General features: G+C 41.6%; 12 protein-coding genes. 5 read left to right on the top strand and 7 right to left on the bottom strand.

The genetic code is table 11. From position 1 onward, the window contains the following. Nucleotides 1-260: 260 nt before the first annotated feature. Entirely contained in the window at nucleotides 261-830 is a 570-nt protein-coding gene (locus XMG59_RS09925; RefSeq protein ID WP_173482299.1) for a hypothetical protein, read from the top strand. Between the two features lie 374 nt (nucleotides 831-1,204). Here XMG59_RS09925 and XMG59_RS09920 read toward each other — a convergent pair whose 3' ends face one another. From XMG59_RS09920 to creB, 3 genes are read right to left on the bottom strand one after another with little or no spacing between them, the layout of a single operon-like run. After that, nucleotides 1,205-1,600: a hypothetical protein gene (locus tag XMG59_RS09920; RefSeq protein WP_173498638.1), complete on the bottom strand. Its 396-nt coding sequence runs from the start codon at nucleotides 1,598-1,600 to the stop codon at nucleotides 1,205-1,207. Nucleotides 1,601-1,608: 8 nt separating this feature from the next. Beyond that, nucleotides 1,609-3,039 carry a two-component system sensor histidine kinase CreC gene (gene creC / locus XMG59_RS09915; RefSeq protein ID WP_173498637.1) on the bottom strand — a complete coding sequence of 477 codons (1,431 nt, stop codon included), beginning with the start codon at nucleotides 3,037-3,039 and terminating at the stop codon, nucleotides 1,609-1,611. After that, the gene (gene creB / locus XMG59_RS09910; protein ID WP_173498636.1) at nucleotides 3,036-3,716 is read right to left on the bottom strand and encodes a two-component system response regulator CreB; all 681 of its coding nucleotides are present in this window, start codon (nucleotides 3,714-3,716) and stop codon (nucleotides 3,036-3,038) included. The genes creC and creB overlap by 4 nt, the downstream gene beginning before the upstream one ends. A gap of 113 nt (nucleotides 3,717-3,829) precedes the next feature. Between creB and XMG59_RS09905 the strand changes: the two genes are divergently transcribed. Genes XMG59_RS09905 through XMG59_RS09895 form a run of 3 tightly spaced genes read left to right on the top strand, consistent with a single transcriptional unit; the run spans nucleotide 3,830 to nucleotide 6,793 of the window. Next, nucleotides 3,830-5,857, top strand: coding sequence for a marine proteobacterial sortase target protein (locus tag XMG59_RS09905; RefSeq protein ID WP_173498635.1), 2,028 nt, complete (start codon nucleotides 3,830-3,832; stop codon nucleotides 5,855-5,857). Nucleotide 5,858: 1 nt separating this feature from the next. Further along, nucleotides 5,859-6,440 (top strand): class GN sortase, encoded by a 582-nt coding sequence (locus XMG59_RS09900; RefSeq protein WP_173498634.1) that lies wholly within the window; start codon nucleotides 5,859-5,861, stop codon nucleotides 6,438-6,440. A gap of 41 nt (nucleotides 6,441-6,481) precedes the next feature. Further along, nucleotides 6,482-6,793 (top strand): hypothetical protein, encoded by a 312-nt coding sequence (locus XMG59_RS09895; protein ID WP_173498633.1) that lies wholly within the window; start codon nucleotides 6,482-6,484, stop codon nucleotides 6,791-6,793. Nucleotides 6,794-6,816: 23 nt separating this feature from the next. Here the strand turns inward: XMG59_RS09895 and XMG59_RS09890 are convergent, their stop codons facing one another. Together XMG59_RS09890 and XMG59_RS09885 are read right to left on the bottom strand one after the other, a co-directional pair. Further along, the gene (locus XMG59_RS09890; RefSeq protein WP_173498632.1) at nucleotides 6,817-8,670 is read right to left on the bottom strand and encodes a hypothetical protein; all 1,854 of its coding nucleotides are present in this window, start codon (nucleotides 8,668-8,670) and stop codon (nucleotides 6,817-6,819) included. 10 nt (nucleotides 8,671-8,680) lie between these two features. Then, nucleotides 8,681-11,215, bottom strand: coding sequence for an AAA family ATPase (locus XMG59_RS09885; RefSeq protein ID WP_173498631.1), 2,535 nt, complete (start codon nucleotides 11,213-11,215; stop codon nucleotides 8,681-8,683). Between the two features lie 405 nt (nucleotides 11,216-11,620). Here XMG59_RS09885 and XMG59_RS09880 point away from each other — a divergent pair, with 405 nt between their 5' ends. Next, on the top strand, nucleotides 11,621-12,085 hold the full coding sequence (locus tag XMG59_RS09880) for a JAB domain-containing protein (protein WP_173498630.1): 465 nt from the start codon (nucleotides 11,621-11,623) through the stop codon (nucleotides 12,083-12,085). Nucleotides 12,086-12,198: 113 nt separating this feature from the next. Here XMG59_RS09880 and XMG59_RS09875 read toward each other — a convergent pair whose 3' ends face one another. Beyond that, a complete protein-coding gene (locus XMG59_RS09875) occupies nucleotides 12,199-13,242 on the bottom strand; it encodes a helicase RepA family protein (protein WP_173498629.1) in 1,044 nt (347 codons plus the stop codon). Next, nucleotides 13,239-13,436 (bottom strand): AlpA family transcriptional regulator, encoded by a 198-nt coding sequence (locus tag XMG59_RS09870; RefSeq protein ID WP_173498628.1) that lies wholly within the window; start codon nucleotides 13,434-13,436, stop codon nucleotides 13,239-13,241. The genes XMG59_RS09875 and XMG59_RS09870 overlap by 4 nt, the downstream gene beginning before the upstream one ends. Between the last annotated feature and the right edge of the window lie 76 nt (nucleotides 13,437-13,512).

Raw genomic sequence — 13,512 nt, 5'->3', positions numbered from 1 at the left:
TCATGCTCTTTGATCGCCTTAATGATCTGTTCTTCGGTGTAACGCTTCTTCATATCGAGATCTCCATCCCTTTAGGTTAAATGGAAATCTCATCGAGGTCATGGTCTAGTTTTTGGGGGAGAGGTCACTGCCACTGACAATTCAAATGGGTTGCACCTGACGTACTTCGTATATAAGTGCGCAGCAAATAATACAGTTACTAGAAAAAACCTTTAATATCTTTATTTTACTATGCGGATGTATTCCTCAGAGGGAAAAGAATGTCGGAGATCAATTCTACTATTACAGAAGGTAAATCAATGCTGATAAGTTTTGCCGACTGGGAAAATCTTTCTACTGATGATCAGTGGTGTAAGCCTGTAGCGTTCAATTCGGCTGCTGATGAGATCAGCTATGTATTTGATCGATACGAGAATTATGGAGCATCACATGTTGAGTATCTGGTTAATCCTAAAAGGAAAACCTTTGAATATCTTCTGACCGACAGGCTTTATAGAGGGTTGATCGACGAAATGCCTATCAGGTTTTATGATTATAGCCTCCTGAGAAAAGATTATCTGGAAGCCGTGATGGAACGAGGACTAGATGAAAATATTTTCAGGCGGTACAAAGAGATAGAAGATCAGAAACTGGCGAAACTATTCAAATGGCTCTCCGATATTTATGAAATTGAAAATGACTGCTTTGAACTGATACAGACATTTTTCGAAAGATTTGAAACCTATGAATCGTATTTAAAATTTATAGAAGTAATGCAGAAAGATACTGCTACTCAGAAAACTGAAAACGAATCATATAAGGTGTTACTTGATCAACTTTCAAGCATCTAAGGCGATTCGGGGCTTGCCAATGTTTTAATTGGCTAGATTCTGATTTAATTCGCAGCTGTAAACGACTGCTATGTGCCGGTAACAGCCCCTCATTGTTACTGGTACATACACTAAACTAGTCCTCCTGAATTACCTACACGACCATACACCTAGTTCTCACGTCCCCATCCAAGAACCTTTACATACAAGCCTCTACACAGAACGTGTTTTGACGTACACGAGCATACAGATAAATAGGTAATCTTAAGTCTGCATAAACATGAGCGCTTTTAGCCAACTTCAATGCAACTACACAATTTGAGGTATGCCTTATTATAACAACCACATTAAAAAGCGTTATTTTAATGACTAAATACGGCTCTTAGACTACTAATCTAATAACCATGTTCATCAAAGTCTGCCTCTAAGCGTTCTATTACAAGCTCCTCAAATCCTTCAGACATGATTTCCCAGTCGCCGGGATACATGAGTGTCTCAGCTTCATACTCGTGAAATAGGGCTCGTATCTCATTTCGTCGTTCAAAACGAGCAAGGTTTGGTCTGATTTCGTTTCTCAGTGCTTCGTAATCATCAGGTGTTGGGTCATTGGCTTTCTTGCTTTGGAATAGAGCTGTTGGCTTTCTGATGGAGTGATTGATCATCTCCTGTATGTCTGAGTTTGAGCAAACATCATCCCACTCAGGTACTAAGAGTTTATGACCAGCATTTAGTCGAAAACTTTGACGGGCTGTCTCAACTAGAAGATATGCAAGTGCAGTGTGTTTAGACATAAAAAATCCTAAATAATCATCGTGAATGTAGTGCTTTCAGTATTGGAGTCAACGGCAATTTTGCCCTCGTGAAGCTCGACTATCTCTTTAACAAAGCTAAGCCCAATACCTGTACCTTTTTGACCTTCCTTGTTGGGGAGTGAGTAGAATCGATCAAATATTTTGGGCAGTGCAAAATCGGGAATGGCAGGTCCTATGTTTGAAACTGAGATATCTGTCTCATTGTCATGCTTAGACGCTGAGATCTGAACTTCAGTACCTGAGTCAGCGTGCTCAATCGCATTCTTTACTAGGTTGCTAAGGGCCTGCTCTAAGAGGAAAGGGTCGCCCTTAATAGATAGATTGCATTCACTGGTCGCAATCGATACTTCGTGAGTTTTGGCGTAGGTTGATAGACTGTCAGAAACGTTAGCAGTTAACTTGTTGAGATCAATCTTTTCGATCGTTTTAAGCGTGTTTGCATTTTCAAGTTCCGCTAGATCTAGCAGACGCTCTATCAGCCCTTGGATACGTTCTGTTTGACTAACAATGTTATCTAGAAAACGATCACGTGTTTCTTGCGGGAGATCTTCTTTAAGTAACTCTGATGCACCACGTATTCCTGCCACTGGTGCTTTGATCTCATGGGTAAGAGTTTGAACGTACTCCTCAATATAAGTCTTACCATCTAAAGCAGAGCGCATTGATTCAAGTGACTTAGCTACATCCCCAACTTCATTATCACCTGTTTGTGGCGGAGCTGCTTTTTCACCTCTACTAACTGCTAGCGCATATTGTTGAATTTCATCAAGTGGCCTAGTGATCCATAGATTTAATGTGAAGCCGATGTATGCGAGAAAGATTGCGAGAGCAATACCTGTAAACCAGAGGTTTTGACTCAGGTTATCAATGAACTGATCGACATTACGCGTTGGCTTGCCGATAGAGATAACTCCGATGATATCGCCTTTTGAAAGAATAGGACGGGCAATGAAAAGCGTATCTCCATCAGGATAAATGGGATCACCCCAAGTGGCCCTTGCGCCATATTCCCCATTGAGGGTTCTGTTGACGTCCCGCCATTGCGAGTAGTCTTCACCAACGTCTCGACTGTTATCGGAATCAAATATCACCGTGCCTTTTACATCGGTGACATATACCCGTGTATCGACTTGGGTCTTTTCTAAGTCATAGATCAGCGCATCAAGCTTGCGGTTTGGAAGTGCATTGAAGGCTCTTTCTATCATCTGAGGATCAATTACTATATTGCCTTTATCATCGGTTGTTACTGCACTTTCACTGATAACTGCAGCAAACATTTCTGAAAAGTCGACTAGCGCCTCCTCAGTTGCTTCGAGATACCTAGGTCTGATTTCACCCTCAATGAGATAGACGTAACCGAGTAATGACGTAAATATAAAGGCTACAAAAACGGCAAGTAAACGAGTGCGTATTTTCATTGTTTCGGAACCTCAAAGCAGTATCCCAAACCCCGTCTCGTCTTGATTGGGTTGAGTGAACTATCGATCTGCTTGATCTTTTGGCGAATGGTTTTGATATGGGTGTCGATCGTTCGGTCGAAGCTCTCTTCAGGTCGCTGCCAAACGATATCCATTAATTGTTCTCTAGAGTAAATGCGTTCAGGATGGCTCATTAAGAGTGCAAGAACACCGTATTCGTATCGGCTTAAATCCAAGGTTTGTCCCTTCACTCTGATTCGAGACGCATCCTTATCATGAGTAAAAAACTCAGATGTTTTTGGTGGGGTATTCTCAGTCTGTTCAACTCTTCTTAGTAGGGCCCTTACTTTTGCAGAGAGCACTCTCGGGCTAAATGGCTTTGTGATGTAGTCATCAGCGCCAAGTTCAAGACCAAGAACTTGATCAATATCTGAATGTCGTGAAGTTAGAAAAACAATAGATGTATTTGCGATCTCTCTAATGCCTCTAAACAGATCAAACCCATTTCGATCGGGTAAGCCAATATCGAGCAAAATAAGAGCAGGAGTTTGTTTTTGGATTGACTCCAATGCCGCTTGCCCTGTCGATACCCATTCGCATTCGATGTTTTCCGACTGAAGCGAATAGACAACCGTTTCCGCAATGGCTGGTTCATCTTCAACAAGTAAAACGGGCAAGTTAAATCCCCTAAAAAAAACCTAAAAAAGTTTGAAACTTCACATTCACTTCAAACTGCACACATATGAGTAGTAGATCCTAACCTCACTTAACAAAAGCTGAGGAGAGTGAAATGAGTTCACTAATTAACAGGATCACTAAACCACGAATGTTCGCAATTATGGCGTTGGTTTATTCATTTCAGGCGTTTGCATCTGCTGAGCCTGTATCACTCAAAGATATCACACGCGGGACTTTAATCTCGAGAAATGAACAAGGAGAGCTAGAGGATATACCGCTTCTTAACTCCGAAATTCATTCAGAGGTGACTGGTCAGATCGCTCGAACAACGATCGTCCAACACTTTAAGAATCCAGCTGCCTCCTGGATGGAAGCGCTTTACCTCTTCCCGTTGCCGCACGATGCTGCGGTAGACCAAATGAAGATGACGGTGGGGGACCGTGTCATCGAAGGTCAAATTAAAGAGCGGGAAGAGGCTAAAGCCACCTATGAGAAGGCGAAAAGCGAGGGTAAACAGGCTGCGCTAGTTGAACAGGATAGAACCAATATATTCAGTACGTCTGTAGCTAACATTCCACCTAATGGCCATGTGACCATTACACTGGAGTATCAACAGAGTATCGAATGGCGTGATGGCGAGTTCTCCATCCGTTTTCCACTCACCATTACTCCTCGTTATACAGTAAACACTCCTGCTAAGTTTGAAGTGACCTCTACCGTCCAATTGAATGATGGATGGTCACTTTTGCCAAATGAACGTCCGCAGGAAATTCCTCTGGAAGAAGCTGACAACACTCCCGACAACTCAACCAGTATTGAGGTAGTGCTAAAGCCTGGGTTCCAGCTTTCTGAGCTTGAAAGCCTTCATCACAATGTGACGGTTAACGCTAAGCCTGATGGAACTCAGGTTGTTTCATTAGTGGATCAGGATGTAAGAGCAGACCAGGACTTCGTGCTTCGCTGGAAACCCATTGATTCAGTTAAGCCAACGGCTTCGTTCTTTAGTGAATCAACCTCAAAAGGTGACTTCGGTCTTTTGACTCTTATTCCGCCGACAGTGGATGGTTGGGAAGTACCACCTCGTGAAGTAATTTTTGTAATCGACACGTCAGGTTCTATGTCAGGTCAGTCCATTGTTGCAGCTCGCGATGCACTGATGGCGGGCGTGAATGGTCTAAGTAAAGATGACACCTTTAACATCATTGAGTTCAACAAAAACAGTTACTCACTGTTTGCCCGTCCACAGGAAGCCTATGGCTACTCATTAAGTCACGCTCGTAAGTTCATTCGTAATCTTGAAGCGCGCGATGGGACAGAAATGGAGCCTGCTCTGGATATGGCCCTGAATATGCCAGGGGAGTCAGACCGTCTTCAACAAATCATCTTTATCACTGATGGCAGCGTGTCGAATGAAGCGCAACTGTTTGCCAAGATAAATAGAGAACTAGGAACTCGTCGCCTGTTCACGGTTGGCATTGGCAGTGCCCCCAACACCTACTTCATGGAAGAGTCAGCGCATGTGGGTCAAGGTACTTACACCTACATCGCTGATCTCAATTTTGCAGAGCAGGCAATGAAAGCTCTGTTTGAAAAGATCTCTAAGCCAGCGCTTACCAACATTAAAGTAATGGGCTACGGGGTTTCGGACATCACGCCAAATGTCATTCCTGATCTCTATGCGGGTGAACCGCTAACAGTTGCTATGAAAATGGATCGTGGCGTAAAGCGTATTTTAATTACAGGCCGTTTAGGTGACACCGAATGGAAGCAAACTGCCGTTATAGACTCTGTAGGCCACCAAGCTGGTATTGGTGTGGATTGGGCGAGAAAGATGATCGCTCAATGGCAGAGAGCAGCTTTTAAAGGTGTTGAACGTAAACGAGTTCGTGAAGAGGTACTTGCACTAGCTTTAGAGCACCACCTTGTTAGTCCATACACAAGCTTAGTTGCTGTTGATGTAACCCCAGTTCGCCCATTAAAGGATGGATTGGATACCAAATCTATTCCACCAACACGTCCTAAAGGCCTAGAGATTAACCTTGCTAAAGGCGTCACGGGCTATGAGTTGTCCCTAATGATCGCTGCGCTTTTAGCACTCTTCGGAACCTTGTTAGTCATGACTAAGCGAGAGGAGGTTTGATATGAACTCTCGCGTTAAAAGACGACTGGGATATGGGTTGATTGCTGGCGCATTTATTCTGTTAGTGGACGCTCTTTGGATACCTGCGAAAGCTCAGGTTGCTCAGCTTCTCTTAGACGCAGCTTGGGAAGTGACACAGAGAACAGGTAAGCCACAACAACCCTGGCCTTGGGCAGATCATTACCCTGTTGCACGCTTCTCTGCTCCTGCGTTCGACATAGATCAAATTGTCCTAGGAGGCGATTCTGGAGCCGTTCTTGCATTCGCACCAGGTGAAAACTTGGAAGCAAAAAGTGTTGAAGGTGGTGCACGCATCATCTCAGCACACCGAGATACGCACTTTCGTTTTCTTAAACATATTAGTTTGGGCGATGAGTTAGTTCTGGAGGATCAACAAGGAGTCCACCGTTTCAAAGTTGTGAATACAGATGTGGTGGATTCTAAAACCACTCGAATAAAACCCGCCACAAACCCTGAAGGACTTTTTTTGGTGACCTGCTACCCGTTTGATGCTTTGTCAGCTGGTGGAGATGAACGTTTTGTTGTGACTGCTGTTCCTGTTAAAGCGAACGCAGTGCTGTAGTTACAGGTCACCTAAAAATTATGTGGGATTGGAGAACAAGAATGACAGATCTGGTGATGCAGAGTATTGATACGTTATCTCTCATGGATTTTAAGCCTATGCCAACGGATGAATTAAAGGTCCGCTGCGCAAGAATGACTAAGCAGGTTGATTTCTTCTACTGGTGGCGTTGGGAAGCAGGGCGAGGCGCTTTAACTAATGAATACTTCGTAACTAAGTTCACTGAAGTGGAGCTTCTTAGGTTTATTGCAATGATGGTTCGAGAAGATGAGGAGCGGCCTGGTGCATTTGAACAATATTGCGCAAACGGGTCACTGAGGGTGGCACTTGTAGAACTAGCTACCAGGGAGTGATTTCACTTAAAGCAAGTAAAGTCTTATTGTAGAAGCGGTAAAACTTCTGACCGTTTGATTCCGTGAATCTCAAGAAGCCTTGAGATAAATTTTTGTAAGTAATCGTTTTCTCTGCGTGCTCCTAATAATAAGTTTATAGTCTGCAAATCTGGGGAGACTGGATTATTACCAAAAATACCCATGTCACCATGATGATAACTACTGAAACTTGGTTTTTCACCATCTGTATAAAGTATAGTCAAAGATGAAACTGTAGGGGATTGTTGTTTTCGAGCGTGAATTCCATGTACATATTTCATGGTTAACTCTGGAAGGTAATATGTAAACGCTTTTCCTCTTCGAGTGTACTTGGCATCTAAGACTAGTAATTCTGATGTGTTTTCAAAGAGATTCTTAACTTCAATTACAATATCCGGAACCCTTTTCGTGTGCGGCCCACGCTGGCCCCTTAAACTGTATGAATAATTGCCTTTAACTGTATATGCTTCACTGTTAACAATTTCTCTATTTGAGCTGGAAGCATGATTAGGTGTCCAGTACTCAGGCTCCCTATGAATTATAATTTCAAGTCCTGATGTATTAGAGAAATGTGTATTAAGTACTGTTAATGATTCAATTTTTGACTCGGTTGAGTTGAAAAAATTATTAACTGATTCAACTACTCTGAAATATGAATAGGCCTCAAATAAGTCGGGAATGCTTTGTATTGCAAAGAGATTTTCATAAGCAGACCAATCAATTGCTCCCCTTTGTTGCCAGTGGATAAGATCAACAAATATCTCCATGTATGTAGAGTTATTTTGTGCTCTTGGAGTAAATATTGGAGTTTCTGAAAATGATCGAGATACTTTAATTTTTTGCTCTAACAGATGTTTGATTTGTTTGAGTCTATCAAGTAAATCTTCAATTTTTTTGAACTGTGAACCCATAAGGTGATACTTAAATGAGGCAATTTTACTGAAAAAAGAGGTGTAGCCTTTTGGGACCTCAGTAACTTGTGCAGCCGAGTTGAATTCACTTACGAATTTCTGTAACAGACTCTGCGTTTGCCTAGTTAAGAAATCGACATAGCCATGAATAACTCGATTTTCATAAACGTCAGTATTTTCATTGAGTATGGCAATACTTAAAGCTTGAGCTCGGTAATGTTGGTTATCGAAAAATACGTGTGCTTGGTCTGGATTTTCATCAGGTTCTAATACAGATAAGTTCTCTAATAACCACCCTATTGATGAGTCATCAACTTCCTCATTTCCAGTAGGGGAAATTATTTTATGTTGAGGTATTAATCTTGTTATAGGACGGTTTAATAGAGTAGGCAGTGAGTCTTGAAGTAAATCTACTGATTTAATGACTCTATCTAATGTGTTATTCGGAGATAAGCTTCCTTCAGCTTGTCCTGCAGAGTGTCTAGTTGCGCTGAATACCGAGTTAAGAGCTTCGCTAGAAATGTTGGCTAAATACTCAAACATTCTTTCTACGTTCTCAGCACTAGAAGATTTTGCAGCCACTTGAAGAGGCTGAAAATATCTTACATCAGTAACATCCCCTTCCTCGTCGCGAAGGAGCAAAGCCAATTCTGAAAGGCCGAAATAATTTAGAAACAATTTCTCTGGTCCATAAGAAGTTTCTTTAGGAGTCCAAGTGAAATTGATTAACTCATTACTTTCATGTAATTCAATTTTTGTTGGCTCGATTTCGTGCTGATATATCTCAAGTATTGCAGATTTGAAATTAATCGGGACTGATATCTTAAACTCGATTACTTCATCTTCTAAAACCCAAGGAGTAGATGTCTGATTAGGTTCTTCAGTGTCAGGCAATAAAAAACTTGAGCCAATGCGGCTGCCATTTTTAATTAAGAGCTTCAGAAACATTTAAAACCCACTAGAAGAATGTATAGGTGCCAGTAATATCATTACCGCGAGCTAAGATTCGTTCTAAATGTTTATTGGAACGTGGGTAGCTAGCTCCTATTTCTGTTTGTAACTTTATAATCCTCGTTCTAAATTTAGATCCATATCCCTCAATGTGAGGTAAAATGTGTTGGCTTATTGCAAAGTCAAAAGCAGAACTGGAATCCATAAGGTCGTGCTTTACGGCTGAACTGTAATAGTTTTCTATTGCAGTATATTTTCGATGCGATATCGATATGGGAGTTCCGTAAGCTGGATCCCGATCACTTAAAATATTTATTATATCTTTCAATTTCTTATCAAGGGCAGAGGAAAGCTCCGGGTTTTCGTCAGTAAAAAATTCTTCAAATAAATCATAGTCAATTGCGCCTTCAAGTTTTACACCTGAAGAATATCCAGAGTTTTCGCTGAAGTTTTGATCAAGAGATATTACTGGTACACGGTCTATAAGCCTTGGTGAAAGGCGTTCTGTTGTTGAATCATTGTTTATAGTTGCAATAAAACGCACATTTCTAGGTACGACAAGATTGCGTAAGTCTTCTTCAGGCCTTCCTGTATCAATCGGTCTGCTTCGACCTTCTCTATCACACATACCAATGAAGTCAGACCAGTAGTGCTCCATTGGGCTTAAGTTTGCTTCATCTAATAAAACCAGTTTGATACTATCCTCTTTATTTAAAATCGGGCGACTTAAGAAATCATAGAGTCCGGTTCTTGCTTTTTGATACGTGTTGTTGAGGCTGTTATAAAAACCCAAAATGTCTCTGCCGGAAACCCAGCCCCTTGCAACTGGCATGTATAAAAAGTTCTGGTTGTTTTGTGCATCCCCAATCTTTAATGCTTCAGCTAGTTTAACAACAGATGATGTTTTACCTACTCCAGGAGGTCCTGCTAAAACCGTCAGGAATGATTGAGTGGTGCAAAGCAATAGATTGGCCATATCAACTTCTGAAAATGACTTTCCATCTTCATCATCCAGATGGCTTCTAACTTGGTCTATTAAATCGCCAGCAGTGGATGGTTTAGTGGAAGCAAACTCTAAAGGCTTAAAGATTCTATAATCTTGTTCAGTATTTGCACTTCCACCTTTTAATACTCGGCTGACTACAGATAGCTCTGCAACACGAGAAGCTAGGTCATTATTTTTGAGTGAGTCTTCTACAGCTTTTGTAGCTTTTTCAAGGTCTGCTTTTTCAGCTTTTTTTCTATCAATATCTCTATGTATGACTTTAACTTCGGTGTTTAAAGAATCTATATCAGCCGTTAAACCCAAGAGGTGTAGGGCTTCATTTAGTTCTTCAGTAGTTTGATCGCGCTTAGCTTCCAAGGCTTCTATATCTGATTGTAAATCTGCATCCAACTCTTTCAGGCGTTCCCTACGAGTTTCCTCAGCTTCAGCTTCTATAAGCTGGATTGTCAGTTCAGTGCTTTTTCGTGCTTCAGTTACCTCTTCACTAAGATTTTTAAGCTCTGTTTGTTTTTTAAGAAATTGAGCGTTCAATTGCTGTAACTTATCATCAATCTCTTTTCTTTTTTTGTAAGCATCTTGTTCTATCTGTTGGATTTGGTCAGATAGTAGTTTTGATTCATTTTCAGCTACATAACTCTGTAAGAAATTTTTGCCCTTTGAAGATTCAAAAAAATCGGTGATGATTTCTTGTCCTACATCGGTTGCTCCTAAGTATTCTTCGAGTACATACTTCAAGCGCTCAAGGTGTGGGTTGTTCTTCAAGGCAATATTCGTTCTCTCGAATTGAGAAATTCCTTGTTTTAATTTTTCTGCTTCCCTTTTGCTTAGGAAAGTATTTTTTTTACCGATCTGGAGCTGGTTTGCATAAGCTATCAGTCTACTATTACTCATATAACTGTAGTTAGTGTAGCTACGCGCAGATAACTGCTTAACCGAAGAAATAAATGATTTGTAGACTCCATTAATCTCTGTTTCAAGGATACATTCTTCAATATCATCTAATGTAAACTCAGCAACAGAGTGAGAAGCGTTATATGAAAGCGCTTGTGATGGACGAGGCTCAATAAAGTATCCACTCTGACCATCTTCAATTGCCATAAAAATACCAAAAAGCTTTTTGGCACTATCGTCTAAAATAAAAAAGAGATTTCGAGGTGCAGTTGTTCCTGATGGCAAGCGACTTGAACTTTGATCGGGTAATTTTGTCTTGATGACGGGGACAATTACTCCTGGCGGTAACTGCTTGGAATATTTGCCATCAGTCCAGTACCGATTGATGCCGTCAAGAGAAGATTTTTCCTCATCTTTGAAATGCACATCCAGTAGGAAGGGTTCACCTTCAGCATAAGTATTATCAATCGTTTGATAACCATTTGAGACAAAGATATCCGATGGATAGTTGCTTGAATCAATATGATAAATTTCGCCATCTGATGTGATCGAAAAAAGAGGTCTGACAAAACCCTTGTCGTTATTTTCGAGCATTGATCTTTTCTTGTATACAACTACATTCTCAAACTTATCACTAACACTCATATCTAATCCCTGGTCAAAGTCTATCTTTATAGAATCACTTATTGTTAAGAGATGGTCAATAATGAAATGTTGTGTTTTTAGGCAGGTGAAATGAATGTCTAGCACTAGTGTTTGCTATGTTTTCTAGGTTTCTTGTACATAATTCCCCCCCTTAATTTTTCCTTTCAAACAAACGTTTCTAATGCTCTGGAGTACCTGAGACGGAAGTCGTTTTTGTACACTAGAAAATATTCTGAGGGAAAGAAGTCCGGAATATGAAAAAATATTCAAATTTGTTAACAAGGTACGTCCTACTAATCAACAAAATTGATCACACATCTCCCCCCCTTAGTATATTTATTCAAGGGGCTCATTATCTGAAGTCCGATTCTTGTGGGTGGAATCTAACAACTAGGGGATAAGCCCATGAGTAAATTTACAAACCAAGAGCAGCAGGTAATCAATGCTGCGTTAAGCGTCATCCAGAATAAGCTCAGTCAAAAGAATGGCCTAGCATTGCCAATAGAGATGCAGAACTATCTAAGGATTAGGTTGGCATGTGATAAGGATGAGTGGCTATGTGCCATGTTTATGAACAACCAATACAGGATGATCAGCTTCCAAAGGCTCTTTAGAGGTCCTGTGAGCGTATCTAGCTTCATGCTAAGAGTTATTGCTCGTAAGGCTCTAGAACTCAATGCTGCGGCTGTAGTGCTGTGTCAGAACCATATAGAAGGTGACGTAGTACCTAGGGATGAAGAAAGGGAGTTAGCAGGAAAAGTCAGAGATGCACTGGCACTGTTTAGCATACGGCTACTAGATCATATCTTCGTATCTAAAAAGGATTCGTACTCGTTAGCTGAGTATGAGTTGTTGCACCTTGGCCGCTAATAAATGCGCTTCGCAATAAAAAAGCACCATTGAAAAATGATGCTTTTGTGGGGGTCAAAAAACGGACGGATAACGAAACACCAGGGTAATCCGCATCCGTCCGTATGTTTGTTTTACTCAAGCAGCTCGAATTGGTTTTTCTCAACCTCTTCTACGAATCCATTCTGAACCAACAACTTCACTTGTTCGCGAAAGATCTTTTTGATGGTGTCAGGCTTGTGCGTTGAATCAACAATCTCTCGAGCGAAGGCTTCAACAAAGTTCTTCTGCCACTCTGATTTAACCTGCATGAAGGTATCAAGTGCCAATCCTTCGTAGATTTTCTCTTCAGAATCACACTGGCATTTGACCCTTTGAATGCAAGCACCCTTAACCATACGCCCTTTGGAGTCGAGTTCAGCCAGCTCAACTGTGATGACCTGAAAGCTGGTGGCTTGAAGCTGATCACTCGCATCCTTTTGCTTTTCACATCCCAGCTCTGCGATGCTCAGGCCCGCAAAATTGAATGGTGTTAAAACGAAGCTGAAGTCGATATTTGCTCGGATGGATGAAGCTCCACGTGAGCCATTCTTGGCGTTCTTTCCAGTGTGGTGAACGATCAGAATGGAAGTGTTGTACCTCTGCTTCAGCTGTTCCAGTCGATTGATGACGGCAGCCATGTCCTCATTGCTGTTCTCGGAGCTGCTCATTAAGTGTCGGGACAGTGTGTCCACAATGATCAAGTCCGGAGTCTTCTCCAAAGCCTCTATCGCAGCAACAAGCTCCATAAAGCCCTTCTCTGTGTCAACACCGACAGCTCGTTCAGAAACAAACAAGTTGTTCTGATCGATTTTGATGCCGTTGTGCTTCTCAATCGACTGAAGGCGTCGTTTGAGTCCACTTTGACCTTCACCGGCCATGATCAGAACAACGCCTTTTTCGGTGTCGTGATCGCACCAGGGGATCCCATTGGCGATCTTCACCGCCATATCCAATGCTAGATGAGACTTACCGACACCTGAGGGGCCGTAGAGCATCCCAACAGACTGTTTTGGAATGTAGTCTTCGATTAGCCATTGCACTTCTGTTGACTGCTCATAGACAGTAGATATCGGCACAAATTTGTACTCTGGGAGCTCAAAAGAGACTGAGGCGGTCTTGGTTTGTAAGTTACTCAATGGACACACTCCTCATCTCGAGCAGCGATACGAGCGTCAATCCAATCTTGAACTTCAGACTCCACCCAGGCGCTTGAGCGCTCAGAGAGTTTGACTGGTTTTGGGAATGCACCTTTCTGCGCAAGTGCGTAAAGATGTGCTCTTGATAGGCCTGTTTGTACCAAGACCTCAGGTAATTTTTGTAAATTAGACATGTATTTAGTCCTTTTAATTTTTGCGCAAAACACCCGTGTTGTGCGCTTCGGGACCAAATATGAGAGGTGGGTTTGC

The sequence above is a fragment of the Marinobacterium sp. xm-g-59 genome (assembly GCF_013283315.1).
Classification (GTDB): Bacteria; Pseudomonadota; Gammaproteobacteria; order Pseudomonadales; family Balneatricaceae; genus Marinobacterium_E.
Note: the sequence above shows the minus strand (reverse complement) of the source record. Positions and strands in the feature narration are given on the sequence as shown.